The sequence below is a fragment of the Geodermatophilus pulveris genome, from assembly GCF_900188375.1.
In the GTDB taxonomy this organism is placed as follows: Bacteria; Actinomycetota; Actinomycetes; order Mycobacteriales; family Geodermatophilaceae; genus Geodermatophilus; species Geodermatophilus pulveris.
The window spans coordinates 40,601-66,665 of sequence record NZ_FZOO01000002.1 but is presented as its reverse complement, the minus strand read 5'-3'; the positions used below and the strand labels follow the sequence as shown (position 1 = coordinate 66,665).

The following is a 26,065-nucleotide window of genomic DNA, read 5'->3' as shown; positions in this document are numbered from 1 at the left end:
CGCCGCCCTGCCCCCCGCCTGTCCGCGACCGCCCAGCGCGACCACGGGGAGCCCGGGTGGCCGGTGCCCCTCCGGGCGGGCGGCGTGCCACGCTCCGGGCATGGCCTTCGACCTGCACCGCGCCGGCGGCGAGATCACCCGCTACGGCGAGGGCGCCCGGTTCAGCTTCACCGCGACCGGCCACCTCGTCGTCTACGACGCCACCGGCCACAAGACGCTGTTCAGCCACCACAGCTGGGACCGGATCGAGGAGCCGGTGCCCCCGCGGGCGGAGTGACCGCGCCGGCGGCTCACTCGAAGCGCACCGGCTGCCCGGTGGCCTCCAGCACCGACAGCCACAGGTCGCCCATCGGGTCGACGTGGTTGCGGCGGCTGACCGCCAGCGGCATCGGCATGTGCACGAACCGGCGCCGCCGCCGCGCGACGATCACCTCGGTGCGCCCGGCCATCGCCGCGTGCACCGCGGCGTGCGCCAGGCGCAGGCAGTAGGCGCTGTCGAACGGGTTGGCCGGGACGCTGCGGATGGCGTAGCTGGGGTCGAAGTAGCGGACGTTCGTCTCGGTGCCGTGGGCGTCGAAGTGGTCGACGACGAGCCGGCGCAGCAGCCGGCCGATGTCGCCGAACCGGATGTTCCCCGAGGCGTCCCGGCCCGGCTCCTCGCCCTGGATGTGCTCCTGCCCGGCGCCCTCGGCCACGACCACGACGGCGTGCCCGCGGTCCTCGACACGGCGGCGCAGGTGCTCCAGGAACCCGCGCTCCCCGTCGAGGGCGAAGGGCACCTCGGGGATGAGCACGTAGTCGGCGTCGTCCTTGGCCAGGGTGGAGTAGCAGGCGATGAACCCGGAGTGCCGGCCCATCAGCTTGACCAGCCCGATCCCGCCGGGGGCCGAGCGGGCCTCGACGCTGGCCGCGTGGATGCTCTTGGTGGCCTCGGCCATCGCGGTCTGGAAGCCGAAGCTCTGGTCGATGTAGGGGATGTCGTTGTCGATCGTCTTGGGGATGCCGACGACGGCGACCTTCAGGCCGCGCTCGCCGATGACGCGGACGACGTCCATCGCCCCGCGGATCGTGCCGTCGCCGCCGATGACGAACAGGATGTTGATGCCCAGGCGCTCCAGCGCGTCGACCACCTCCTCGGCGTCCTGCTCGCCGCGGGAGGTGCCGAGGATCGTGCCGCCCTCGTCGTCGATGTCCATCACGACCTCCGGGGTGAGGTCGAGGACGTCCTCCCCGTAGCGCGGGATGAAGCCGCGGTAGCCGTTGCGGAACCCGACGATGCGGCGCACCCCGTAGTGCCGGGACAGCTCGAGCACCAGCCCGCGGATGACGTCGTTGAGGCCGGGGCACAGCCCCCCGCAGGTGACGATGCCGACCCGGGTCTTGGCCGGGTCGAAGTAGATCTGCTTGCGGGGGCCGCCGGGCTCCAGGCTGGGCAGCTGGTCGATCGGCAGGCCCCGGCCGCCCACCATGGAGATCGTGTCGTCGAAGAGGATCCGGTCCTCCTCGACCACGGAGTGCTGGGTCGTCTGCCGCTCGCCCAGCCGGGCGGCCAGCGGCGAGTCGATCCGGCAGGGTCCGAGCGTCCGGACGGCGAGGTCCTCCTGGCTGACCATGCCCGGAACGCTGCCACACCGCGCCCGGCCTCGGACCGGCCCCCCGGGGCGATGCCGGTCACGGCCGGGCGATGCCGGTCACGGCCGGGCGATGCCGGTCACGGCCGGGCGGCGCCGGCCTCCTCGGAGGCGGTCGCCCGGGGGGACCGGCCGGGCGCGGGGAAGGACCGGTCGCCGAACAGCACGCGGCGGGCCGCGGCCCGGCCGGGCGGCGTGCGCAGGACGGCGAACGCCGCCCGCGCCGCCGCCGGCGTGCGCACCTGCGCCAGCCCGTGGCGCAGCGCCAGCCGGCCGCGGAAGCGGGCGCGCAGCGCGGCGCCGTCGTAGTGGGCCAGCGGGTCGGGCCGCCCGGCGCGCAGCGCGTCGTCCAGCACGTCGGCGGCGAGCTCGGACAGCCGCAGGCACGGGTCCAGGCCGCCGGCGGTGAGCGGGGAGACCGCGCCCGCCGCGTCGCCGACCAGCAGCCCGTCGCTGCCGCCGATCCGGCGCAGCAGGCCGCCGACCGGGATCGGGCCGCCGCGCCGCTCCACCTCCGCCGGGGCCCCGCCCGGCGGCAGGCCCGGGGCGCCGGCGCGGAACCGGGCCAGGGCCCGGCGCAGCCCGTCGGGGAACCGGTCGGCGTAGCCGGCGACGCCCACGTGGGCGTGCCGCCCGTCGTCCACCACCCAGGCCAGGTAGCCCGGCGCCAGCGAGGGGTCCAGGACGCAGTGGAACGTCGGCGTCCGGTCCCCGGCGGGGACCCCGAACACCTCCTCGGCGCCCACGAGCAGGTGCCGGTTGCGGTCCAGGCCGAGGTCGCGGGCCACCCGCGAGCGCGCCCCGTCCGCGCCGACGACGTACCGCGCCCGGACCCGCACCGGCCCCTCCGGGCCGGCCAGCAGCCAGCCGCCGTCGCACCGGCCCGCGCAGCGGGTGCCCAGCGCGAGGCGCACACCGGCACCGGCGGCGGTGCGGGCGGCCGCGGCGTACAGCGGCGCCATGTCGCCCACCCGGTACTCGTCGCGGGCGCTGTCCAGGGTGACCGGGCGGCGCAGCCCGGGCGGGTAGAGCACCACCCGCCGGATCGGCGGCCCGAGCAGGTCCTCGGGCAGCGGGAAGTCGTCGAGCGTCTTGCGCACGAAGATCCCCGTGGTGCGGATCGCGCCGGTGAGCGCGGGGCGCCGCTCGGCCAGCAGCACGTCGTGGCCGCGGCGGGCCAGCAGCGTGGCGGTGTGCAGCCCGGCCAGCCCGGCGCCGACCACCAGGACGTCGGCGGTCACCGGACGTCGTCCCGGACCAGCCGCAGCCAGCCCAGCAGGAGCGCGCCGCCGGCCCCCGAGGAAGCCGGTGACCTCGCCCGGGGGGACGTCGGAGCTCAGGTCGTCGACGGCCAGGACTCGGCCGTGGCGCTTGGTCAGCCCGCGGACCTCGATCACTGCTGGGCCCCGCGCAGGGCCTGCGTCGCGTCGCGGTCGTCGGGGACCCACTCGAGCAGGTCGCCGGGCTGGCAGTCCAGCACCCGGCACATCGCCTCCAGGGTGCTGAAGCGGACCGCCTTGGCGCGGCCGTTCTTCAGCACCGCCACGTTCGCCGGCGTGAGGCCGACCCGGTCGGCGAACTCGCCCACGCTCATCTTGCGCCGGGCCAGCTCGACGTCGATGCGAACCACGATCGGCATCAGATGACCGCCTCCAGGTCGGTCTGCAGGCTGGTGGCCTGCCGCAGCAGCGCCCGCATCACGACCATGAGCAGCCCCACCACGGCGCCGACCAGCAGCAGCACCAGCAGCAGCACGGGCAGCGCCGGGCCATCGCTGACCTCGTCGATGACGAAGTAGTAGGCGCAGACGAAGGTGCCCAGGAGCATCGCCCAGCCGGCGGCCATCGCCCACACGATGGCGTCCACCCAGGGCAGCGCGTCCGCGCTGAAGATGCGGTCCCGCGTGACCAGGGCGAGCAGCTGCCAGGTGCACACGACCACGACCTGGACGCACACCAGCCCCAGGGCCGAGACGGTGAGCATCGTCCCCCGCACGACCGTCTGCTCCAGGGACGGGGCGGTCAGGTCCGGCACCATCCCCGGCACCGCCCACAGCTGGGCGGCCACCAGGGCCAGGAAGACCACCACGAGGAGGACCCGGAGCGGGCCGACGGCCCGGCGCACTGTCTGCATGCACCGACCGTCGCGCGATACCTATCGAGAGTCAACAGGTATCCATCACAGATCGACGCATCCCACCCTGGCAGGTGATGCCCGCCCGGTCAGAGGGGGAACTCCACCCCCTGGGCCAGCGGCAGCTCGCCGGAGTAGTTGACGGTGTTCGTGGCCCGGCGCATGTAGCCCCGCCAGGCGTCCGAACCGGACTCCCGGCCCCCGCCGGTCTGCTTCTCCCCGCCGAACGCCCCGCCTATCTCGGCCCCCGAGGTGCCGATGTTGACGTTGGCGATGCCGCAGTCGGAGCCGTCTGCGGCCAGGAACCGCTCGGCGTCGGCCTGGTCGGAGGTGAAGATGCTCGACGACAGCCCCTGCGGGACGTCGTTGTTCAGCGCGATCGCCTCCTCCAGCGTCCGGTAGGGCAGCACGTACAGCACCGGCGCGAAGGTCTCCTGCCGCACGACGTCGGTCTGCCCGGGCATCCGGACGATCGCCGGCTCGACGTACCAGGCGTCCGGCGCCTCCTCGGCCAGCCGGCGCCCGCCGCCGACGACGACGGTCCCGCCCTGCTCCCGGGCGGCGGTGAGGGCCTCCTGCATGGCGGTGTGCGCCCCGGCGTGGATCAGCGGGCCGACGAGCGTGCCCTCGTCGGTCGGCGGGCCGACGGGCAGCCGCCGGTAGGCCTCGACCAGCCGGTCGGTCAGCGCGTCGACCACGTCGACGTGAGCGATGACCCGGCGCATCGTGGTGCACCGCTGCCCGGCCGTCCCCGCGGCGGAGAAGACGACGCCGCGGGTGGTGAGGTCCAGGTCGGCCGACGGCGTCACGATCGCGGCGTTGTTGCCGCCCAGCTCCAGCAGCGCGCGGCCGAACCGGTCGGCGACCCGCGGGCCGACCGTCCGCCCCATCCGGGTCGACCCGGTGGCACTCAGCAGCGCCACCCCCGGGGAGGCGACCAGGGCCTCCCCGACGTCGGCCCCGCCGAGCAGCACCTGGCCCAGTGCGGCGGGCGCGCCGGTGTCGGCGACCGCCCGGTCGAGCAGGGCGGTGCAGGCCACCGCGGTCAGCGGGGTGAGCTCGGAGGGCTTCCACACCACCGGGTCGCCGCAGACCAGCGCGATGGCGGCGTTCCACGACCAGACCGCCACCGGGAAGTTGAAGGCGCTGATCACCCCGACCACGCCGAGGGGGTGCCAGGTCTCCATGAGCCGGTGGCCGGGCCGCTCGGAGCTGATCGTCCGCCCGTAGAGCTGCCGGGACAGGCCGACGGCGAACTCGCAGACGTCGACCATCTCCTGGACCTCACCGCGCGCCTCCGAGGCGGTCTTGCCGACCTCCAGGGTGACCAGGGTGGCGAGGTCGTCGGCGTGCGCGCGCAGCAGCTCGCCGAGGCGGCGCACCAGCCCGCCGCGGAGCGGGGCGGGCACGGTGCGCCACGCGGCGAAGGCCTCGCCGGCGCGGGCGACGGCGGGCTCGACGTCGGCCGCGGTGTGCCGGCGGACCGACAGCAGCGGGCGGCCGTTGACCGGCGAGGTCACCGGGGAGTCCCCGGCGAGCGCGTCCAGGTCGACGCCGCAGCGGGCGGCGGCGTCCCGGGCCCGGCGGCTCAGCTCCTCGGCGGTGGGGATGGGCACGGGCGCTCCTCGGGTCGGGGGACGGCGGGTCCCCGGGGCTGCGGGACGGCGTCGGCGGCTCCCGTGCAGGGTGCCGCACCGGCCTCGGGCTGCCGGCTGCGGTGCCGCCGCGCCGCGGCGGCGCCCCCGGCGCTCAGCGCCACCAGGACCAGGACGGCCAGCACGAACGGCCAGGACCCCGGCGTCGTGCCGTAGGCGCCCAGGGCGACGAAGGCGACCGTGCCGGGGACGACGCCGAGGGTGGTGCCGGCCAGGTAGTCGCGGAACCGGACGGCGGTCAGCCCGGCCAGGTAGTTGACCGCGGTGAAGGGCAGCACCGGCACCAGGCGCACCGCCAGGACCGCCACCAGGCCGCGGCGGCCCAGCAGGGCGTCCAGCCGCGCCACCCGGGTGCCGGTGACCCGCTCGACGACCTCGCGGCCCAGCGCGCGCGCCAGCGCGAACGCGGCGACGGCCCCGAGCACCGCGCCCACGAGCACGACCGCGACCCCCGTCGCCAGCCCGAACAGCGCGCCGGCGGCCGCGCTCAGCACCGTCTTCGGCAGCGGGGTGAGGGTGACCACGGCGTACAGCAGGGCGACGACCGCCGGGGCCGCCGACCCCAGCCGGTCGACGTCGGCGCGCAGCTGCGCGACGTCGGGCAGCCCCACCACGGCGGCGACCACCGCCGCCAGCGCGACGGCGAGGACCAGCAGGGCGAGCCGCGCCCACGCGAGGCGGGGCGGCGCGGTGCTGCACATGGGCCGATGATGGCCCACCCGGTGCCGGGGGCCGGGCTGCGACCCAGGGCCGGGAGGTCCCGTGGGTGCCGACCGGGGCAGCGGCCGCCGCCCAGCCGGCCAGGAACCGCAGCGCGTCCTCCGACGGCGTCCCCGGCTGGCTGCTGGAGCGCGCGGACCGCCGTCCCGGCGCCCGTGCGGCGTCGCCGGCCGCAGGGGCGCCTCCGCTCAGGCCGGGCGGCGCACCGTGGCCAGGTGCAGCCAGGTGTCCACGACGGTGTCGGGGTTCAGCGACATCGACTCGATCCCCTGCTCGACCAGCCACTCGGCCAGGTCGGGGTGGTCGCTGGGACCCTGGCCGCAGATGCCGACGTACTTGCCGCGCTCCCGGCACGCCCGGATGGCCATCCCGAGCAGCGCGAGCACCGCGGGGTCGCGCTCGTCGAAGCCTGCGGCGACCAGGGCGGAGTCGCGGTCGAGCCCCAGCGCCAGCTGGGTCATGTCGTTGGAGCCGATGGAGAACCCGTCGACGTGGTCGAGGAAGGCGTCGGCCAGCAGCGCGTTGGACGGCAGCTCGCACATCATCACCACGGACAGGTCGTTGTCCCCGCGGCGCAGGCCGTGCTCGCCCAGCAGGCGCACGACCCCCTCGATCTCCGCGACCGTCCGGACGAACGGGATCATGATCTTGACGTTGGTCAGACCCATCTCGTCGCGGACGTACCGCAGCGCCTCGCACTCCATCGCGAAGCAGTCGGCGAAGTCGGCCGACAGGTACCGGGACGCCCCGCGGTAGCCGATCATCGGGTTCTCCTCGTGCGGCTCGTAGAGCTCCCCGCCGAGGAGGTTGGCGTACTCGTTGGACTTGAAGTCGCTCATCCGCACGATGACCGGCTCGGGGGCGAACGCCGCCGCGATCATCGAGACCCCCTCGGCGACCCGCTGCACGAAGAAGTCCCGCGCCGAGGGGTAGGCCGCGATCCGCTCCTCGACCTGCGCCCGCAGCGGCGCGTCGAGCTCCGGCAAGTCCAGCAGCGCGCGCGGGTGGATGCCGATCTGCCGGTTGATGACGAACTCCAGCCGGGCCAGCCCGACACCGGCGTGCGGCAGCCGGGAGAAGGCGAAGGCCTGCTCGGGGGTGCCCACGTTCATCATGATCTTGGTGGGGATGTCCGGCATGGCGTCCAGCCGGGTCTCCTCCACCTCGAAGCCCACCTCGCCGGCGTACACGACGCCGGTGTCGCCCTCCGCGCAGGAGACCGTGACGGGGTCGCCGTCGGTGAGCACCCGGGTGGCGGTCCCCGTACCGACGACGGCCGGGATGCCCAGCTCGCGGGCGATGATCGCCGCGTGGCAGGTGCGCCCGCCGCGGTCGGTGACGATGGCCGAGGCGCGCTTCATGATCGGTTCCCAGTCGGGGTCGGTCATGTCGGCGACGAGCACCTCGCCGGGGGTGAAGGCGTCCATCCGGTCGATGTCGGTGAGCACCCGCACGGGCCCGGCGCCGATCTTCTGCCCGATGGCGCGCCCCTCGACCAGGGTGGGACCGGTGCCGGTGAGCCGGTAGCGCTCGCTGCTGGTGCCGGAGCGGGACTGCACGGTCTCCGGGCGGGCCTGCAGGACGTACAGCTGCCCGGTGAGCCCGTCCTTGCCCCACTCGATGTCCATGGGCCGGCCGTAGTGGTCCTCGATCCGGCAGGCCTGCCGCGCCAGCTCGGTCACCTCGTCGTCGGTGAGCGACAGCCGCCGGCGCTCGGCGGGGTCGACGTCGACGAACGCGGTCGTGCGGCCGACCTCGGCGGAGTCGGTGTAGACCATCTTGGTGGCCTTCTCCCCCACGCCCCGCTTGAGGATCGCCGGGCGGCCGGCCTGCAGGGCGGGCTTGTAGACGTAGAACTCGTCGGGGTTCACCGCCCCCTGCACGACGCCCTCGCCCAAGCCGTAGGCCGACGTCACGAACACCGCGTCCCGGAACCCGGACTCGGTGTCCATGGTGAACAGCACCCCGGAGGCCCCGACGTCCGAGCGGACCATCCGCTGCACCCCGGCCGACAGCGACACCGCCTCGTGGTCGAAGCCGTGGTGCACCCGGTAGGCGATGGCCCGGTCGTTGTACAGCGAGGCGTAGACCTCCCGGACCGCCTGCAGCACCGCGTCGACGCCCCGCACGTTGAGGAACGTCTCCTGCTGCCCGGCGAAGGAGGCGTCGGGCAGGTCCTCGGCGGTGGCGCTGGAGCGCACCGCGAAGGAGACCTCGGCGTCGTCCCCGGCCAGCCGCTGGTAGGCCGCCCGGATGTCGGCCTCCAGGTCCGCCGGGAAGGGCTGCTCGACGACGGCCCGGCGGATCTCCCGGCCGGCCGCGGCCAGCGCGCGGACGTCGTCGGTGTCCAGCGCGCGCAGCTGCTCGGCGATCCGGGCGGCCAGCCCGGTCTCGCCCAGGAAGCGCTGGTAGGCGGCCGCGGTGGTGGCGAAGCCGTCGGGGACGCTGACGCCGGCGTCGGCCAGGTGGGAGATCATCTCGCCCAGCGAGGCGTTCTTGCCGCCGACCACCTCCAGGTCGGCCAGCCCCAGCTCGGCGAACCACCGGACGGTGTCGCCGGTGCCCTGCGCGCCGCCGGCCGGTGCCTCGGGTGCGGTGTCGGTGCTCATCGGGGGGTCCTTCCTCGCCGTGGGTCGCGGCCGGACTGCGGGCGCGCGCCGGGGCGGCGCCGTTGCCGGGCCAGGGTCTGGATCACCACGGCGGCGATCTCCTCCACGGACGCCGCGGAGGTGTCCACCGTGGGCAGGTGGTGCCGGTCGTACATGGCGATCGCCCGCCGCAGCTCGAACCGGCACTGGTCCTCCGAGGCGTACCGCGAGTCCGGGCGCCGCTCCTGCCGCACCCGGCTGAGCCGGGCCACGGTGGTGGTCAGCCCGAAGCAGCGGTCCGCGAGGTCCCGGACCGGGCGGGGCAGGTCGGTGGTCTCCAGGTCCTCGTCGACCAGGGGGTAGTTCGCCACGAACAGGCCGTGCTGCAGGGCCAGGTACATCGCCGTCGGCGTCTTGCCGCACCGCGACGGCGCCAGCAGGACGACGTCGGCCCGGTCCAGCCCCCGCGGGCTCAGGCCGTCGTCGTGCTCGATGGCGAACTCGATGGCGGCCATCCGGTCGTTGTAGCGCCGGACGTCGCCGACCCCGTGCAGCCGCCGGGCCTCGCGCAGCCCGCGGGCGCCGAGCTGCTCCTCCACCCGGGCCATGTGGATGCCGAAGAAGTCGATGATCGGGGCCTTGGTCTTCAGCAGCTCCTCCCGCACCTCGTCGACCGCCGCCGTGGTGAACACCAGCGGCGGCACCGGTCCGTCCATCGCGGCGTCGAGCTGGGCGACCACCTCGCGCGCCTGCTCGACCGTGGAGATGAACGGGATCAGGGTGCGCTCGAAGTGCAGGTCGGGGAACTGGATGAGCAGCGCGTTGCCCATCGTCTCCGCGCTGATGCCCGTGCTGTCGGACAGGAAGAAGACCGGCACCGTGGCGTCGTCCTCGCCGCCGTCCTGCGTCATCTCCCCCGCCTCCCCGCCGACCCCGGGCACCTGCCGTCCCGGCCCGCGGCGCCTGCAGCCGGGCCCGGGGCACCCGGGGAGACGGACGTCACTGTGCCCCCCGTGGGGCCACCCTGCCAGACCGCCCCGGGACGGCGGGCCGGTCGGCGCCGGCCGGCCCGCCGGGGGTCACGTCGCGTCGGCGGCCAGCACTCCCTGCCCCGCGGTGCCGCCGGGCACGACCGGGCCGGACGGCGGCCGGGCGGGCAGCGCGAGGACCGCGACCACCGCGCCCGCGAGGGCGACGCCGGAGGCGACCAGGCACCCCGCGGCCAGCCCGTCGAAGAAGCCCCGCTCGGCGGCGGCGCGCACCAGCTCGGCCGGCCCGGCGGGCACCTGGGCGGCGGCGGTGAACGCCGCCCCGACCGAGTCCCCGGCCGCCCGCACCACCTCCGCGGGGACACCGGCGGGGAGGGACTCGACCTGGACGGCGTACAGCGAGGCGAACACGCTGCCGATGACGGCGACGCCGAGGGTGCCGCCGACCTCGCGGGTCGCGTCGTTGACCGCCGAACCGATGCCCGCCTTGTCCGTCTGCACCGCACCCATGATCGACTCGGTGGCCGGGGCGCTGGTCAGGCCCATGCCCAGCCCGAGGAACACCATCTGCCCGGCGATCTCCGCGTAGCCGGTCACGTCGCTCGCGGTGGAGACCCAGGCGTAGGCGACGGCCAGCGACAGCAGGCCGGTGGTGACGACGAGCTTGTTGCCGAGCCGGACCACCAGCAGCGAGCCGAGGACGGAGCCGATGGCCACGCACACCGCGACGGGCAGGATCCGCACCCCGGTCTCCAGCGGGCCGTAGCCGCGCAGGAACTGGAAGTACTGCGTGACGAGGAAGATGAACCCGAACAGTGCGAAGAACGCCACCGTGATCGCCAGCGCGGCGGCGGTGAACCGGCGGTCGGCGAACAGCCGCAGGTCCAGCATCGGCTGGGAGGTGCGCCGCTCGTGGCGGACGAACGCCGCGAACAGCCCGGCCGCCACGGCGGCGCCGAGCAGCGTGCGGACCGAGCCCCAGCCGTGGCCGGGCGCCTCGATGATCGTGTACACGAGCGCGCCCAGGCCGAGCGCGGACAGCACCAGGCCGGCCGTGTCGATCCGCGGCGCCGCCGGGTCGCGGCTCTCCGGGACCAGCGCGAGCACCAGCGCGAGCGCGAGCAGCGCGATCGGCAGCTTGACCAGGAAGGTGCTGCCCCACCAGAACTGCTCGAGGAGGGCGCCGCCGGTGATCGGCCCGAACGCGACGGCGAGGCCGGTGCTGGCCCCCCACAGCCCGATCGCCCGGGCCCGGGCCGCCCGCTCGCGGAAGACCTGGGTGAGGATCGACAGCGTCGTCGGGAAGACCGCCGCGGCGCCGATGCCGGTGAACGCACGGGCGGCGATCAGCTCGCCGGGGGTGCCCGCGACGGCGGCGAGGGCGTTGCCCAGGCCGAACACGGCCAGCCCGGCGACCAGCAGCGCGCGCCGGCCGAGCCGGTCGGACAGGCTCCCGCCGGCCAAGACGAGCGCGGCGAAGACCAGCAGGTAGCTGTCGACGATCCACTGCAGGTCGCGCGTGGTGGCGCCGAGCTCGGCGACCAGCGTCGGCAGCGTGACGTTCACGATCGTGGTGTCGACGTTGACGGTGAAGACCGCCAGGCACATGACGGCCAGGACGGCGCCCGGGCGGGTGCGGGTGGCTGGGGACATGCCGACTCCCATGTGGACGGTGTCCACCAATGTGGACGGTGTGCACAGTGCCCGCCGCCGGGGACACTGTCAACATGTCGAAGCCCACCCGGACGGCCTACCGCCACGGCGACCTGCCCGCCGCCCTGCTCGCCGCCGGCACCGAGCTGGCCCGGCGAGGCGGCCCGGAGGCGGTGGTGCTGCGCGAGGCGACCCGGCGCGTCGGGGTGTCGCCCAACGCCGCCTACCGGCACTTCGCCGACCACCGCGCCCTGCTCCGGGCGGTGTGCGCGGTGGCGATGTCCCAGCTCGCCCGGTCGATGGAGGCCGAGCAGGCCGCGGTCGCGCCGGCCGACCCGCAGCGGACCGCGCTGCTGCGCCTGCGCGCGGTGGGCGCCGGCTACCTGCGCTACGCCCGCGAGCAACCGGGCCTCTTCCGGACCGCCTTCGCCGCCGCCGACGAGCTGACCGACGAGCACGACGCCTGCGGCGACTCCGGGCTGACGCCCCTGGAGCTGCTCAACGCCGCACTCGACGAGTTGGTCCGCGTCGGCCTGGTGACGGCCGAGCGCCGCCGGGACGCCGAGATGGTGGCGTGGTCGGCGGTGCACGGCCTGTCGATGCTGCTCCTCGAGGGGCCGCTGCGGGGTCTGGACGACGCGCACGCCGACCGGGTGGGCAGGCAGCTGCTCGACCACGTCGAGGCCGGGCTGCTGGCGTCGGTCCCGGCCGGCGGCCCGGGCTGACCGCGGGTCGCCGTCGGGATCAGGACTCCTCGGGACCGGGCCCGCGGGCGGCCCGGCCGCCGTCGACGGGGACGGTCGCGCCGGTGAGGGAGGCGGCCGCGTCGGGGAGCAGCCAGGCGACGGTGCCGGCGACCTCCTCGGCACGGCCGACGCGGCCCAGCGGGTGCAGCCGCGCCATCTGCTGCTCGGTGCGCGCCGCCCGCGCGGGCCCCAGCGCGGCCAGGTGGGCGTCGTACCGCTCGGTGCGGATCGACCCCGGTGCCACCGCGTTGACCCGGATGCCCGCCGGCCGGTGGTCGACCGCCGCCGCGCGGGTCAGCCCCTCGGTGGCGGCCTTGGCGGTGGCGTGGGGCAGCGCGCCGCGCACCGCCCGCTGCGCCTGGTGGCTGGAGACGTTGACGATCGCCCCGCCGCCACCGGCGGGCCAGGAAGCGGCGGACCGCCGTCGAGCACCCGACGACCGCCGGGGCCAGGTCGGCCACGACGAGCTCCAGGACCCTCGGCCGCGGAGGCGGTGTCCAGCCCACCCACGCCACCGTGGCCGGGTCGAGCTCGACGAGGACGACGGCACCGCCGTCGGCGAGCAGGCGCTCGACGACCGCCCGGCCACGCCGCGTCCCCCGCCGGTGACCACGTACGACCGGCCCGCCACCCCCCGCTCCCGGACGACCGTCACGCGGCCAGGTCACCGCACCGGCGCCGACCGGGCAGGCCGGACGGCGACGGCACCCGGACCGGGGCGCCGACGCGGGGTCGCCGGCGGGGTGCCAGGCTGGGCCGTCGCGGTGCCACACCGCGGCGTGCGGAGGCCCCCCGGGGACCGGCCGAGGTGGCCGGGCGGGCGGAGAGCCGAGAGGGTGCTCCCCGTGACGGGACGGTCGTCCCGAGGAGAAGGAGGAAGACGAGCGTGGAGACTGGAAGCGACGACACCTCGACCGGTGGACTGCAGGTCGACCCCGTACTGCGCGACTTCGTGGCCGAGGAGCTGGTGGCCGGGCTGGACCTGGGGCCCGCGAGGTTCTGGTCGACCGTCGCCGAGCTCAACGAGCGGTTCGCCGGGCGGGTCGAGCAGCTGCTGCGCCGCCGCGACGAGCTGCAGCAGCAGATCGACGACTGGCACCGGGAGCACGGCGCCGGCGACGTCGAGGCCCTCGAGGCCTTCCTCACCGAGATCGGCTACCTGCTGCCGCTGGAGGAGCCCACGGTCCGGGTGACCCGCGTGGACCGGGAGATCGCCGAGGTGCCCGGCCCGCAGCTGGTGGTGCCGGCGACCGTGCCCCGGTACGCGCTGAACGCCGCGAACGCCCGCTGGGGCTCCCTCTACGACGCGCTGTACGGCACCGACGCGCTCCCGCTGGACCACGAGCTGGAGCCCGGCTACGACGAGCGCCGGGGCGCGCAGGTCATCGCCGAGGCCGACCGCCTGCTGGACCGCTTCTTCCCCCTCGCCGAGGGCAGCCACGCCGACGTCGTCGCCTACCGGGTGCCCTCACCCGGGGAGCTGGCCGTCGACACGGGGTCGGGGACGACCGGCCTGGCCGACCCGGCCCAGTTCGCCGGGCACCGGGCCGGGGAGGGCGACCGCCCCGCCGCCGTGCTGCTGCGCCGGCACGGGCTGCACCTGGAGCTGACCGTCGACCCGTCGACCCGGGTGGGCACCCAGCACCACGCCGGGGTGTCCGACGCCCTGATGGAGTCCGCGGTGAGCACGATCGTCGACCTGGAGGACTCGGTCGCCACGGTCGACGGGCCGGACAAGGTCGGCGCCTACCGGTCGTGGCTCGGGCTGCGCACCGGGGAGCTGACCGCCTCCTTCGGCAAGGGCGGGCGCACCGTCACGCGCGAGGTGCACGGCGACCGCACCTACGTCGGCACCGACGGCGGCGAGCTGACCCTGCCGGGCCGCTCGCTGCTCCTGGTGCGCAACGTGGGCCACCACATGCGCCTGGACGCCGTCCGGACCGCCGCCGGCGAGCCGATCCTGGAGGAGGTCCTCGACGCGCTCGTCTCCGCGACCGCGGCGCTGCACGAGCTGCGCGGCCGCGCCCGGTACTCCAACACCCGCACCGGCAGCGTCTACATCGTCAAGCCCAAGATGCACGGCCCCGACGAGGTGTCGCTGTCGGTGGAGCTGCTCGCCGCGGTGGAGGAGGCGCTGGGCATGGAGCCCACGACGCTCAAGATCGGGATCATGGACGAGGAGAAGCGGACGTCGACCAACCTGGAGGCCTGCATCGCCCGCGCCGCCGACCGGGTCATCTTCGTCAACACCGGCTTTCTCGACCGCACCGGCGACGAGATCCACACCGACTTCGAGGCCGGGCCGGTGGTCCGCAAGGACGACCAGCGGTCGCAGACCTGGCTGACGACCTACGAGGACCGCAACGTCGACGTGGCCCTGCGCGCGGGGTTCGCCGGGCAGGCCCAGATCGGCAAGGGCATGTGGGCCAAGCCCGCGGCGATGCGGGAGATGCTCGACACCAAGGGCGCCCACCCGCGGGCCGGGGCGAACACCGCCTGGGTGCCCTCGCCGACCGCGGCCACGCTGCACGCGCTGCACTACCTGGAGACCGACGTGCTCGCCGTCCAGGAGGAGCTGAAGAAGCGCCCCCTCGCCGACCGCCGCGGCCTGCTCGTCCCGCCGGTGCTGCCCGACGCGGGCGCCGGGCTGTCCGACGAGGCCAAGGTGCACGAGCTGGAGACCAACGCGCAGTCCATCCTGGGCTACGTCGTGCGCTGGGTCGGGCTGGGGATCGGCTGCTCCACCGTCCCGACGCTGGAGGGTGTCGGCCTGATGGAGGACCGCGCGACGCTGCGGATCTCCAGCCAGCAGATCGCCAACTGGCTGCACCACGGGCTGGTCGAGGAGGCCCAGGTGCGCGAGACCTTCGCCCGGATGGCCCAGGTGGTCGACGAGCAGAACGCGGCCGAGCCCGGGTACCAGCCGATGTGCGCCGACCTCGACGGCAGCCCGTCGTTCCAGGCCGCGCTGGACCTGGTGTTCTCCGGCCGGCGGGAGCCGAACGGCTACACCGAGCGGGCGCTGACCCAGTGGCGGCAGCAGGCGAAGGCGGTCGACGGCGGCGACGAGCAGTCGCCGACCCGCGAGGCCGTCCTGGAGGACCGGTCGCCGAGCCCGGCGACCTGACGCGGGAGCCCGCGGCCGACCACGGCCGCGGGGTGGACGGCAGGGGGCGCCGCCGGACCGACCGGCGGCGCCCCGCTGCCCGGGTGCCCGCGGCCGGTGACCCGACGACGATCCGGAGGCGACCGTCGTCCCAGCCCGCCTCGACGCGGCCGAGGGGACGACCGGGACGACTCCGCGTCCTGCGCCTCGACGGCATCGCCGCGCGCACGACGGAGGCCTGGACCCGCCCGCCGCCGGCGGCGTCCTGTGGCTGCGGTACCGCCTGACGGACAGCGCCCCGACGTCGGCTGAGCGCAGCTCGACCGGGCGGTGGCCGGGGGCAGCCCCGCTGCCCGTGTGTCTCGAGCAGCGGGGCCTGACCGCGGTCGTCCCCCGGGAGACGACAGCGGCTGTTCGGGGGGAGCCCACGGACGGCCGGCTCAGCGGCTCTGCGGACCCCGGAGCTCGCCGGTGTGGACGAGGTGGTCGGCGACGTCGCGGACCTTGGTGTTGGTGGTCATCGACGCGTGGGCCAGCAGCTGGAACGCCTGGTCTGCGGTGATCCTGTGGCGCTCCATGAGGATGCCCTTCGCCTGGTCGATGACCGCGCGGGACTCCAGCGCGGCCCGCAGGTTGCCCACCATGCCCCGGGCGCTCTGGTAGTCCTGCATGTTGCCGATGGCGACGGCGGCGTAGGGGCCGAAGGCGGTCGCCACGCCGCGGCTGTCGTCGTCGAAGGCGCGCGCCTGCCGGGCGTAGATGTTCAGCGCCCCGGAGGTCTCCTCGTCGATGCGCAGCGGCACGGACAGCGAGCTGAGGTTCCCGCGCTCGGCCGCGCGCCGCACGTAGTCCGGCCACCGGGTCTCGGCCCGGGTGTCGGGGATCTCGGTCAGCTCCTGGGTGGCGGCCGCGGACAGGCACGGCCCCTGCTCCTGGCTGTACTGCACCTCGTCGAGGTCGGTGGCGAGAGGCCCGGTGGAGGTGATGGTGACCCGGCGATCCGAGGCCCGGACGAAGATGGACACCTCGGGGCTGCCCGGCATCACCGCCTTCGCCGAGTCGGCCACTGCCTCGAGCAGCTCCTCCATGGACAGGTCGCGCAGCGCCAGGCGGCCCAGCCGCTCCAGCGCCACCCCGGCCTGGCCCGGTGGGGGTTGGTGATCGCCGACGGCCACGGGGGCACACTCCGGTCTCGGTCTAACCGGGGTGACGAGCCTCGGCCACAGGGCCTCGTGATCGAGGTCTCCGTGCTTGGCCACGCCGCTGCTGGACGCGCCCGTTGCGCGGCATCACCGCGCTGAGGCACCTGACCCTACGCCCTTCCGGGCGCGTCGGGCGACCTGTCGAGGGCGGAGCCGCGCTGGGCGGCGGGAGCCCTGGGCGCACGCCGGACTGCGCAGCGGGACGAAGGCCTCTCCATCGGCGGAGGACCCGCTGCCAGGGTGCTCGGAGGGACTGACGAGCCGTCTCGCGCAGGAGGAGCCGTGACCACTCCAGCCCGACCAGCCGAGCAGGTCGACCGGGCACGGCAGCGGTGGAACGCCGGGGACCTGCCCGGCTACCTGCAGCTGTACGCCGAGGACCTGCAGTTCCACGGCGTACGACCGGACCCGATGGACAAGCCGTCCGTGACCGGCTTCTACCAGCAGTTCTGGTCGGCCATGGGCGCACCGGGTCGCGCCAACCCGCAGCTGGACTTCCACGAGCACCTCGTCGACGGCGACCGCTACGGCTGCCGGTTCGCCGTGTCCGGCGAGCACCGCGGCGACTTCATGGGCGTGGCCGCCACGGGCCGGCCCTACGTGCTGGAGGGCATCACGATCATGCGGTTCCGCCGCGACCAGGTGGTCGAGCGCTGGACGACCGCCGACTTCCTGGGCCTGCTGGTGCAGTTGGGCGCCGTCCCGGCCCCCGCCTGAGCCGGTCAGGTCACCTGCGCGGCTGCCCCGGCGGCAGCCCGTCGGCCCACCGGCCGTGCCGGCCGCGCCGGCCGAGCGCTCGGGCCGCTGCCCGAGGACCGGCGCACGGGGGGCGGGCGCCGGTCTGCGCACCGCCCACGCACCCCCGCTGCCGAGGGTGGCTCTGCGCCGGCGAACCGCCGACACCCCTCACCCGGTCCCCGCACGAGGACGTCCGGACGGCGGGGGTGCGGAAGGCCGCATCCGGCACAGGGGGGACGTCGCCCGGAGGACCTGGGAGCAGGCCGTCTGGCTCGACGAGGCCGCCTCGACGAGGTCCGGGCGACCCGTCTCCGGGCAGCCGGACGTCGTCGCCGCCCCGCCGGCGGACGCCGGCCCCGGGCCGGCGCGGGGTACCGGTGGGCGCGACCACCGTGGCCACCGGCTGACGCCCCTCCGACACCGGGGGCGCTGCGTCTGCGGGGCGTGGTCAGCGCGGGAGCCGGTGACCTCCGCCGCCCAGGACCACGGTCAGCCCGGCGGTGCCGTGCACCGCGTGTGCCGTCGGGGGATCCGCCGGACGCCGCGACATCGGCGTCGTGCGCCGCGATGAGTCCGGCCGGGCGGAACAGTCACGACACTGACCGGGGGCACCTGACGAGGAGGAGAGGTCGACGTGGCGCAGATGGTGCGAGTGCACAACCTCATGGTCTCCAGCGACGGCTACGCCGCCGGTGAGGGACAGAGCCGGGAACGCCCGTTCGGCCACGCCGACCCTGCTCGGCTGGGCGCCTGGGCGTTCGCGACGGCGAGCTGGCCCGACCGGAGCGACCCGGGAGGGAGCCGCGGTCTGGACGACTACATGGTCCGGGACTTCCACCGCAACATCGGTGCCGAGATCATGGGCCGCAACAAGTTCGGCCCGCAGCGCGGGCCCTGGGCCGACCACGAGTGGCAGGGCTGGTGGGGCCAGCAGCCGCCGTTCCACACGCCGGTCTTCGTCATGACCCACCACGAGCGGCCTTCCTTCCGCTTGTCGGACACCACCTTCCACTTCACCGGCGGCGAGCCGGCCGGCGTGCTGCGGCGAGCCCTCGCGGCCGCCGAGGGCAAGGACGTCCGGCTGGGCGGAGGCGCGACCACCATCCGCCAGTTCCTCGACGCGGACCTCGTCGACACCCTGCACATCGCCGTCGCCCCGGTGCAGCTCGGCGCCGGCTCCCGGCTGTGGAGGTCCCCCGAGGAGCTCCGCGACCGGTACCACCACGACGTCGTGCCCAGCCCCAGCGGCGTCGTCCACCACCTGTTCTGGCGGCGCTGACGGCCCAGGGATCCTCGATGAGGCTCGGGCGCGGACCGGTGCCCGGCCGTCAACTCGGGAGCCCGGCCAGGAACCCCGCCGCCTGCTCCCGTCCGGCGTCGACCAGTCGACGGATGAATGCCGGCCGGCGGTCCAGCTTGCTGGCCAGGTCCAGGTCGGCGCCGAGATCGAGCGTCAACTCCCGGATCTCGATGCGCCGATAGGGGTCCCCGAGACGATCGGCCCACTCGTTGACCTTGCCGATGAGGTACAGCTCCTGCTCCAGCGAGAGGTTCCCGGCCAGCTCGTTGCGCCGGTCGGCGATGTCGCTCACCGTCGTCGGCACGGTGGCCCGGCTGCGCGGGTTGATCCGGATGACCCAGAGCTCCTCGGGGCGGGCATCGGCCAGCTCGCGCACCGGCGGGTTCTGGCTGAACAGCCCGTCCCAGTAGTAGCGGCCCTCCTCCTCGACGGCCCGGAAGAGCAGCGGGACGGCGGCCGAGGCGAGCACGGAGTTCACGGTGATCTCCCCGCGCCGGCTGGAGAAGGCCTTGAAGTCGCCGGTGAGGACGTCCGCGGCGCCGACGAGCAGCAGCGGCTGGTCCTGCGGTGGGGACTCCTGCAACCGGGCCAGCCGATCGACGTCCACGTGACGGGTCAGCAGGTCGGTGAGGGCACCCCCGGCGATGTCCGGATAGGCGTAGGGGCTGACCGTGGGGAGCGACACCCGCCCCTCGAGCCGGGCCAGACCGACCAGCCAGGCATTCGCGAGCTTCCCGCTCAGCGTGGTGGTCGCATTGGCCTCCCAGAAGCGCTCGAGCAGCCGGCCGGCCTCGGCCGCGCCTCCCGTCAGCAGCCCGTACCAGGCCAGCAGGGCGCAGACCGCACCCCCTGAGGTGCCGGAGAGCGCCACGACCCGGTGGCCGGGATCGCCCAGCAGCCGCTGCAGTGCTCCACCGGTGAACGCCGTGTGGCTCCCGCCGCCCTGGCAGGCGATCGCGACTGTTCTCATCCGTGCCCCCTACCCGGGAGCGACGTCCCCACCGTCTTCCGCTCGGCCGTTTCCCGGGGGCACCGGTGGCCGCCGAGGGGGCCACTCCCGCCAGCGGCTCGGGTGGTCGTGTCAGACGCAGGGGCGTCGTCCGCGGCCGTCACGCCGCGGGAGTCATGTCCCGGGCCAGGTCCCGGAGGGAGGCGTACCAGTCGCTGTGGAGCCGCTCGCTCGGGTCGTATCGGCGCTTGAGTGCGAGGAATCGTGGGAACTGCGGATAGCACGCCAGGAGCTGTTCGCGTCCTGCCCACCGGTGGTAGGTCAGGTAGTAGCTGCCGTCGCGTGCGACGGCGAGGTCGATCAGCCGCCGGAACGCCGTGGCCGACCGCTGGATGCCCGCGGGTGTGTGCGGTGTGTGCAGGTTGAAGACCACGCAGGCGTAGGCCTGACGTGCCCACGGCAGGTAGGTGTCCCGATCTGCCTCGGTGAAGCGCACGGTGCCGTAGACGAGGTCTGCTCGGACCCGACGGAGCTCCTCCCCCGCAGCCGCCATGAAGTCCGCGAGCCGGTGCCGGGGGACGTACACCTCGGTGATCATCTCCGTGCCGGGTCGCACCGCGCCCAGTCGGCGGTCCAGCGTCTGGTGGTAGTCGTCCAGGTACACCGCGAGCTGGTGGGTGTCCGACCAGTAGAGCTGGCCCGAGGTGGCGAGGTAGTGCCGCGCGTAGCGGTCGAACGCCCTGGACTTGTCCTCGTGGGCCAGCACCAGCAGGTCCTGCCAGTCGTCCGGACGGAGCACGAGCTGCCCGTCCGGGACCGACCGGTCGGCCCCGACCGGTCGATAGCAGGAGAACACCCCCCGGCGGAGGAAGTCCGGCGAGTCCGGGTCGATGGCGAACTGGAAGTCGCCGTAGCGGAACCCGGCCCGCACCCGCCCGTGGACGGCATCGACCAGGTCGTCCACGCTGGTGATCTCGACGATCCGTTGCAGCACCTGCCGGCGGGCCAGCCGGAGCGTCACCGAGTAGACCGCGCCGAAGAGCCCGTAGCCGCCGACCACGAGGGAGAACAGCTCGCGGTTGCACGTCCGGCTGCAGGTGAGGACCGAGCCGTCCGCGGTCACGACACGCAGCTCCTCGACGTCGGACACGATCGGGCCCATCGTCAGTCCGCGCCCGTGACAGTTGGCCGACACCGACCCGCCGACCGTGAACCGGTTGGCGCCGGTCTGCTTCTGCGCGATGGTCCACTGCCGGCTCTCCCCCCGCTGCACGGCGTGGAGGCGGTCGACGAGCTCGGGCCACTGGATCCCCGCCTCCACCTCCACCAGGCCACGTCCCCGGTCCAGGTGCAGCACCCGGGACATGCCGCGGGTGTCCAGCACGGTGCCGCCGGTCGCGAACTGCTGGCCGCCCATCGCGTGCCGCCCGCCGGCCACGCTGACCCGGCCCGGTGCCCCGGACACCGCGGCGCGCAGGGCGGGCAGTGAACCCACCGGGAGCAGCGCCGCAGGGCGGGTGGGGTTGAGTCGGGAGTGGACGTCGTTGATGATCACTGCTGCTGTCCTCCGGACGGCTCCGCCACGGCGGGAGAGGGGTCCCGAGCGATGCGCTGGTCGGTCATGCCCACGAATCTGGCGGACGGCGGAGCCCGCTCCATCCGTGTGGCGACCCGACCTGACCCGGGTACGAGTACTCAGTCGCGTGCGTCGCGGCGCGGAGACGAGGGCGGCGTGAGCGCCTCCCCCCGGCCCGAGGACACCGGCATCCTGTGGCCGGCCCTGGGCGTGGCCCGGGTGGTGCTGCTCGGCTACGCGGTGGTCGTCAACGCGCTGCACGTGCAGGAGTACCGGCATCCCCTGGCGGCCGGCGCGGTGCTGGGGACCCTCGCGACGTGGACACTGGTCGCGCCCCGGCTGTACCGAGTGGCCGCCCGCCGTCCCCGGCTGGTCGTGGCGGAGTCGGCGCTCGCTGTCGCGGCGCTGCTGATGACACCGTGGGTGCAGGGCGCCGCGGCTGCCGATCGCGGCGCCCCGACCCTGGCCAGCTTCTGGATCGCGGCCCCGGTGCTGGCATGTGCGGTGCAGTGGGCGTGGCGGGGCGGCCTGGCGTCGGCCCTGGTCGTCGGCGGGGTCGACCTCGCCGTCCACGCGGCCCCCAGCGGATCCGGCGCCGGGTACGTGTTCCTGCTCGTGCTCACCGGCCTGGTTGCCGGCTACGCCGCCGCCCTCGTACGTACCGGTACCCGCGAGCGGACCGAGGCCGCAGCCGCGCAGGCCGCCACCGAGGAGCGGGAGCGGCTCGCCCGTGCCGTCCACGACGGGGTGTTGCAGACCCTGGCCTACGTGCAGCGGCGGGGAGCGGAGATCGGCGGCCCGGCCGCTGAGCTGGCCGACCTGGCCCGCGACCAGGAGGAGGCGCTGCGCGGGCTGGTGCAGGGCCACGTCGACGGCTCCGCGGCCCGGGCCGCACCGGGAGCGCCGCCGGCGGCCGGCACCCGCGACGTCGCGGTGCTGCTGCACCGCCACACGGGCCGTGCGGTGTCGGTGGCCACCCCGGCGAGCCCGGTGCCGCTGCCGGGTCCGGACGCCGAGGAGTTGGTCGCTGCCGTGGCTGCCGCGTTGGGCAACACCGCGCGACACGCCGGCGGGGCGTCGGCGTACGTGCTGCTCGAGGACACCGGTGACGCCGTCGTGGTCAGCGTCGGCGACGACGGGCCGGGGATCCCGGCCGGTCGGCTGGACGAGGCGGCCGCCGCGGGCCGGATGGGCGTCACCGGCTCCATCGTCGGGAGGTTGGCCGCCCTCGGTGGCACGGCCGAGCTGATCACCTCCGCGAGCACGGGGACCGAGTGGGAGCTGCGGGTGCCGCGCCGGACGGTCACTGGTCGCGGGACTGCGCCGTGACCCGGGTGATGGTGGTCGACGACCATCCCATGTGGCGCGACGCCGTCGCCCGAGACCTCGCGGAAGCGGGCTTCGAGGTGGTTGCCACGGCCAGCACCGGCGAGGAGGCGCTGCGCCGAGCCCCGGCGACCCGTCCCGAGGTGGCGGTGGTGGACCTGCGCCTGCCGACCATGACCGGGGTCGAGGTGACCCGGGAACTGGTCCGGGCCGACCCGTCGCTGCGGGTCCTGGTGCTCTCCGCCAGCGGGGAGCGCGACGACGTGCTCGCTGCGGTGAAGGCCGGGGCCACCGGCTACCTCGTCAAGTCCGCCTCCCGGGAGGAGTTCCTGGCCGCGGTCCTGTCGGTGCGCGCCGGTGACGCCGTGTTCACCCCCGGCCTGGCCGGCCTCGTGCTCGGCGAGTTCCGGCGCCTGGCCGAGGACCGCGTCGGCGGAGACGACCCCGACGTGCCGCGCCTGACGCCGCGGGAGTACGAGGTCCTCCGCATGGTCGCCACGTGCCGCAGCTATCGGCAGATCGCCGAGGAGCTGACCCTGTCCCACCGCACCGTGCAGAACCACGTGCAGAACACCCTGCGCAAGTTGCAGCTGCACACTCGCGTCGAGCTGGTCCGCTACGCCATCGAGCAGGGACTCGACGGGGGTGGGGCCGGCCGGCGCTGAGTTCCGGTGAGCACCTCCCGCTGGGCGATCCAGGAAGAGATGACGGCGTGGGCCGTGGCCTCCTGAGCCGGCGTGCCGAGCGGGAGGTGGTCGACCAGCTGCTCGCCCGGGCGCGCGCCGGGCACAGTGGCGTCCTCGTCGTCCGCGGGGAGGCGGGCATCGGCGGGCGTTCTCCGCCGCGCCCCGGGACTCGGCGTCCAGGGGTTCGCCGGCGAGTCCGCGGAGCCGGCCCACATCGCCTCGGTCATCGCGGCACTGCACGGGGGCCGGAGACGGATCGACCAGGACGTGTCAGCCGCCGCGATCGTCGACGACTGCCCCCTGACCGAACGCGAGATCGACGTGCTGCGGGTGACCCGCGACGGCTACTCGGTCGCCGGGATCGCAGCCAGGCTGTACCTGGCGCAGGGAACGGTGCGGAACCACCTCTCCAGCGCCCTGCAGAAGACCCAGACCCACACCCGCCACGAGGCGGCTCGCTACGCGCGTGCGCACGACTGGCTGTAGATGCCTCTGGTGGGGTCGACCGTGGGCAGTGACCGGGATCGACGGACACGCGATCGGGTGACGGCGGCCGGGGCACCGCGTCGAGGCCTACGAGACCAGGCGGTCACCCACGTCGCGACCGGCCCCGGCCGGTACGACCTCGCCTGCTGACCGGTTCACCTCCGCCCACAGTGCATCGAGGGAGAGCCCGAGGACGTCGGCGATCGCAGCGACGGTCGAGAAGGCAGGGGTCCTCGGCGACCGCGTACCCGGTGCCGGGCTCGTCGGTCAGTCCGGGAGGTCGCGCGATCTGCACGAGGCGGGCCGACCCTCACGGCCGACCCGTCTCTGACGTGCGCTTCCCCACTGTCGGGCTGACGCACGCCCCGCGATACCAACTCCACCGCCTTCTCAGTGCCGGTTGAGGCGGTCCCAGGGCGCCGGCGTGGCTGGCCATCGCATTGTGCCTACCGACGGCCAACGAGGGCAGTGATCGGCACGTCTTCACGCATCGGCATCTCTTGAATGGGGCTGAGAGCCTGACGCATGATCGCCCCTCGAAGTCCGGCCTGCGTTCCGGCCGGGGGGACGTCTTCGTCCAGAGGGGTGTATCGCGGCCGATGCCCCACCACGTCGTTGCGGCCGTATTGCCCGGATCTTGCCACGTCACTCTTCGCCACGATCTTCGTGCATTGGCGTCACCGGTACCGAGGGTGTTCGTCCGGCTCGACATAGAGATCAACGTCCTGGGCGGGCTCTAGCTTTGTTGAACCGAGCAACGGGAGATGCGATGCAGGGCCAAGCCGCCGCGCTGTCCGTCCACGGACTCGTCAAGCAGTACGGCCGCCAGCGGGTCCTCGAGGGCGTGTCGTTCTCGCTCCGCCACGGTGAGGTCGCCGCCCTCCTCGGGGAGAACGGTGCCGGCAAGTCCACCCTGGCCAAGGTGCTCGCCGGGGCGATCACCCCAGACGCGGGCACTGTCGCCGTCGAGGGACGGGAGGTCGCGCTGACCAACCCGCGCGCGGCCATCCGGCATGGCATCTCCTTCATGCCCCAGGAGCTCATCTACGTCCCGCGGCTGACGGTCGCAGAGAACATCTGCCTGGGGCGGGTGCCCGGTCGCCTCCGGACGACGAGCCCCGGGGCGATCCGCCGGCGGGCGCAGGAGGAGGCCCGCACCTTCGACCTGGACCTCCCGCTGGACCGGAGCATGGACTCCCTTCCCCTCGCGCAGCAGCAGCAGGTCGGAATCCTCAAGGCGCTGGCACGGCGTTCCCGCATCCTGTTGCTGGACGAGCCGACAGCTGCGCTGTCCTCGCACGACAGCGACCAGCTCCTCCGGCTCACCGGTATCCTTGCGGCCCGCGGCGTCGCCGTCCTCTACATCACGCTGCTCGTCGGCGGCCTCGGTGGGGACGAGACCGGCATCACCGCGCTGCGGGACGTCCCGCGGTGGGTGGCCGAGGGCGACATCTTCGTCGCGTGGCGGGGCGCCTACGCCGCCGCGATGGCCAAGGCCGTCGCCGAGGGCGCCGAGCCGCCGGCCGACGTGACGCCGCTGCCGCAGATCATCCTGGACGAGGAGACGGTGGACCAGCACCACGAGCCGGGCAGCGTCGAGGTCTCCCAGCTGCCCCCGCTGGTCGAGGACAACCAGTACCTGGAGGAGAGCGGCGTTCTGCAGTACGTGCGGGAGGTGGCGGGGCTGTGACCGGCACCGACGACGTCGCGGCCCGCATCGCCGACCTCGCGACGGACTTCACCGGCCAGCTGGCGGTCTCGGCGGTGGACCTCACCACGGGCGAGCGGGTCGAGTGGCAGCCCGACCTGCTGCTGCCCACCGCGAGCGTGATCAAGGAATCGATCCTGATCGCCCTGCTGCGGGCGGCCGAGGCCGGCACGGTCGACCTGGCCGACCGCGTCACCCTCGAGGCCTCGGAGCGGGTCGGCGGCTCCGGCGTCCTCAAGCTGTTCGAGGGCGGGTTACAGCCGACCGTCCGCGACGTCGCCACCCTGATGATCGCGGTCAGCGACAACACCGCGACCAACATGGTGCTCGACCTGATCGGCGGTCCCGAGCCGGTGAACCGGGCGATGGCCGAGCTCGGGTTGGACAGCATCCGGCTGCACAACGCCGTCGACTTCGAGCTCATCGGGAACGACGTGCGCCGGCTGGGCGAGGCGACCGTGCGCGACCTCTGCGAGCTGGGCCGGCTCATCGCAACCCGGAAGGCATTCGGCGAGATGGTGAGCGCCACTGCCGAGGAGGTGCTCGCCACCCAGCAGTACCTCGACCAGGCCATGCGGTACACGCTGGCCAACCCCTACGCCCGCGAGCTGGGCCTGATGGCGCCGCTCTCGGTGGCCAGCAAGACCGGCTCCTTCACCGGCACCCGGGTGGACGCCGGCATCGTCCGGTTCGCCGCCGGCGGCGGGTTCTGCTACGCCGTGGCCAACCACGAGGCCTCCGACATCTCCTTCCTCCCCGAGGCGGAGGGCGCCGTCCTCAACGGTCTCGTCGGGCGGGCGCTGGTCGAACACTGGTGGCCGGCCGACGCCGGACCGGCGCCGGTCGTGCCGACCGCGTACGAGGCCTAGGTGG

Annotated in this window: 23 protein-coding genes; 10 read left to right on the top strand and 13 right to left on the bottom strand. The window is 74.7% G+C overall.

The window, feature by feature from the left end; all coding sequences use genetic code 11:
• Positions 1 to 100 precede the first annotated feature (100 nt).
• Entirely contained in the window at positions 101 to 277 is a 177-nt protein-coding gene (locus CHB98_RS21370) for a hypothetical protein (RefSeq protein WP_179224164.1), read from the top strand.
• A 13-nt stretch (positions 278 to 290) separates the two neighbouring features.
• Here CHB98_RS21370 and CHB98_RS03815 read toward each other — a convergent pair whose 3' ends face one another.
• The 9 genes from CHB98_RS03815 to CHB98_RS03775 all read right to left on the bottom strand — a co-directional run bounded on the left by CHB98_RS03815 (position 291) and on the right by CHB98_RS03775 (position 11,369).
• On the bottom strand, positions 291 to 1,613 hold the full coding sequence (locus CHB98_RS03815; RefSeq protein WP_089304293.1) for an ATP-dependent 6-phosphofructokinase: 1,323 nt from the start codon (positions 1,611 to 1,613) through the stop codon (positions 291 to 293).
• Between the two features lie 98 nt (positions 1,614 to 1,711).
• The gene (locus CHB98_RS03810; RefSeq protein WP_089304292.1) at positions 1,712 to 2,872 is read right to left on the bottom strand and encodes an FAD-dependent oxidoreductase; all 1,161 of its coding nucleotides are present in this window, start codon (positions 2,870 to 2,872) and stop codon (positions 1,712 to 1,714) included.
• Positions 2,873 to 3,024: 152 nt separating this feature from the next.
• Positions 3,025 to 3,270, bottom strand: a complete 246-nt coding sequence (locus CHB98_RS03805) for a helix-turn-helix domain-containing protein (protein WP_089304291.1) — start codon at positions 3,268 to 3,270, stop codon at positions 3,025 to 3,027.
• Positions 3,270 to 3,764, bottom strand: coding sequence for a DUF2975 domain-containing protein (locus CHB98_RS03800; protein ID WP_089304290.1), 495 nt, complete (start codon positions 3,762 to 3,764; stop codon positions 3,270 to 3,272). The genes CHB98_RS03805 and CHB98_RS03800 overlap by 1 nt, the downstream gene beginning before the upstream one ends.
• 89 nt (positions 3,765 to 3,853) lie before the next feature.
• Complete coding sequence (gene amaB, locus CHB98_RS03795) at positions 3,854 to 5,380, bottom strand: L-piperidine-6-carboxylate dehydrogenase (RefSeq protein WP_089304289.1); 1,527 nt, start codon at positions 5,378 to 5,380, stop codon at positions 3,854 to 3,856.
• Positions 5,353 to 6,120, bottom strand: a complete 768-nt coding sequence (locus tag CHB98_RS03790; RefSeq protein ID WP_089304288.1) for a TVP38/TMEM64 family protein — start codon at positions 6,118 to 6,120, stop codon at positions 5,353 to 5,355. The genes amaB and CHB98_RS03790 overlap by 28 nt, the downstream gene beginning before the upstream one ends.
• Before the next feature lie 207 nt (positions 6,121 to 6,327).
• Entirely contained in the window at positions 6,328 to 8,748 is a 2,421-nt protein-coding gene (gene ppsA, locus CHB98_RS03785; protein WP_089304287.1) for a phosphoenolpyruvate synthase, read from the bottom strand.
• A complete protein-coding gene (locus tag CHB98_RS03780; protein ID WP_089304773.1) occupies positions 8,745 to 9,638 on the bottom strand; it encodes a pyruvate, water dikinase regulatory protein in 894 nt (297 codons plus the stop codon). The genes ppsA and CHB98_RS03780 overlap by 4 nt, the downstream gene beginning before the upstream one ends.
• A 168-nt stretch (positions 9,639 to 9,806) precedes the next feature.
• A complete protein-coding gene (locus CHB98_RS03775; RefSeq protein WP_089304286.1) occupies positions 9,807 to 11,369 on the bottom strand; it encodes a DHA2 family efflux MFS transporter permease subunit in 1,563 nt (520 codons plus the stop codon).
• A gap of 74 nt (positions 11,370 to 11,443) precedes the next feature.
• Here CHB98_RS03775 and CHB98_RS03770 point away from each other — a divergent pair, with 74 nt between their 5' ends.
• Positions 11,444 to 12,094: a TetR/AcrR family transcriptional regulator gene (locus tag CHB98_RS03770; protein ID WP_089304772.1), complete on the top strand. Its 651-nt coding sequence runs from the start codon at positions 11,444 to 11,446 to the stop codon at positions 12,092 to 12,094.
• A gap of 19 nt (positions 12,095 to 12,113) precedes the next feature.
• On the opposite strand, the gene CHB98_RS22635 is transcribed toward CHB98_RS03770, so the two are convergent.
• Positions 12,114 to 12,665 carry an SDR family oxidoreductase gene (locus tag CHB98_RS22635; protein ID WP_281251837.1) on the bottom strand — a complete coding sequence of 184 codons (552 nt, stop codon included), beginning with the start codon at positions 12,663 to 12,665 and terminating at the stop codon, positions 12,114 to 12,116.
• 336 nt (positions 12,666 to 13,001) lie between these two features.
• On the opposite strand from CHB98_RS22635, the gene CHB98_RS03760 reads away from it, so the two are divergent.
• The gene (locus tag CHB98_RS03760) at positions 13,002 to 15,242 is read left to right on the top strand and encodes a malate synthase G (RefSeq protein WP_089304285.1); all 2,241 of its coding nucleotides are present in this window, start codon (positions 13,002 to 13,004) and stop codon (positions 15,240 to 15,242) included.
• Between the two features lie 419 nt (positions 15,243 to 15,661).
• Here the strand turns inward: CHB98_RS03760 and CHB98_RS03755 are convergent, their stop codons facing one another.
• Positions 15,662 to 16,396 carry an ANTAR domain-containing protein gene (locus tag CHB98_RS03755; RefSeq protein ID WP_342744001.1) on the bottom strand — a complete coding sequence of 245 codons (735 nt, stop codon included), beginning with the start codon at positions 16,394 to 16,396 and terminating at the stop codon, positions 15,662 to 15,664.
• Between the two features lie 309 nt (positions 16,397 to 16,705).
• Here CHB98_RS03755 and CHB98_RS03750 point away from each other — a divergent pair, with 309 nt between their 5' ends.
• Positions 16,706 to 17,140 carry an ester cyclase gene (locus tag CHB98_RS03750; RefSeq protein ID WP_179224162.1) on the top strand — a complete coding sequence of 145 codons (435 nt, stop codon included), beginning with the start codon at positions 16,706 to 16,708 and terminating at the stop codon, positions 17,138 to 17,140.
• 664 nt (positions 17,141 to 17,804) lie between these two features.
• Positions 17,805 to 18,440 (top strand): dihydrofolate reductase family protein, encoded by a 636-nt coding sequence (locus CHB98_RS03745; RefSeq protein WP_245820960.1) that lies wholly within the window; start codon positions 17,805 to 17,807, stop codon positions 18,438 to 18,440.
• Positions 18,441 to 18,489: 49 nt separating this feature from the next.
• Here the strand turns inward: CHB98_RS03745 and CHB98_RS03740 are convergent, their stop codons facing one another.
• Positions 18,490 to 19,431 carry a patatin-like phospholipase family protein gene (locus tag CHB98_RS03740; RefSeq protein ID WP_089304282.1) on the bottom strand — a complete coding sequence of 314 codons (942 nt, stop codon included), beginning with the start codon at positions 19,429 to 19,431 and terminating at the stop codon, positions 18,490 to 18,492.
• Positions 19,432 to 19,570: 139 nt separating this feature from the next.
• A complete protein-coding gene (locus CHB98_RS03735) occupies positions 19,571 to 20,965 on the bottom strand; it encodes an FAD-binding oxidoreductase (protein WP_179224160.1) in 1,395 nt (464 codons plus the stop codon).
• Between the two features lie 177 nt (positions 20,966 to 21,142).
• On the opposite strand from CHB98_RS03735, the gene macS reads away from it, so the two are divergent.
• From macS to CHB98_RS03705, 5 genes are all read left to right on the top strand, one after another.
• Positions 21,143 to 22,315 (top strand): MacS family sensor histidine kinase, encoded by a 1,173-nt coding sequence (macS, locus tag CHB98_RS03730; protein WP_179224158.1) that lies wholly within the window; start codon positions 21,143 to 21,145, stop codon positions 22,313 to 22,315.
• Positions 22,312 to 22,977, top strand: coding sequence for a response regulator (locus tag CHB98_RS03725; RefSeq protein ID WP_218822233.1), 666 nt, complete (start codon positions 22,312 to 22,314; stop codon positions 22,975 to 22,977). The genes macS and CHB98_RS03725 overlap by 4 nt, the downstream gene beginning before the upstream one ends.
• A gap of 288 nt (positions 22,978 to 23,265) precedes the next feature.
• Entirely contained in the window at positions 23,266 to 23,484 is a 219-nt protein-coding gene (locus CHB98_RS22180) for a response regulator transcription factor (RefSeq protein WP_245820909.1), read from the top strand.
• Between the two features lie 769 nt (positions 23,485 to 24,253).
• Positions 24,254 to 25,174 (top strand): ATP-binding cassette domain-containing protein, encoded by a 921-nt coding sequence (locus CHB98_RS03710; RefSeq protein ID WP_089304279.1) that lies wholly within the window; start codon positions 24,254 to 24,256, stop codon positions 25,172 to 25,174.
• On the top strand, positions 25,171 to 26,061 hold the full coding sequence (locus CHB98_RS03705) for a serine hydrolase (protein ID WP_143424929.1): 891 nt from the start codon (positions 25,171 to 25,173) through the stop codon (positions 26,059 to 26,061). The genes CHB98_RS03710 and CHB98_RS03705 overlap by 4 nt, the downstream gene beginning before the upstream one ends.
• The last annotated feature ends 4 nt before the right edge of the window (positions 26,062 to 26,065 follow it).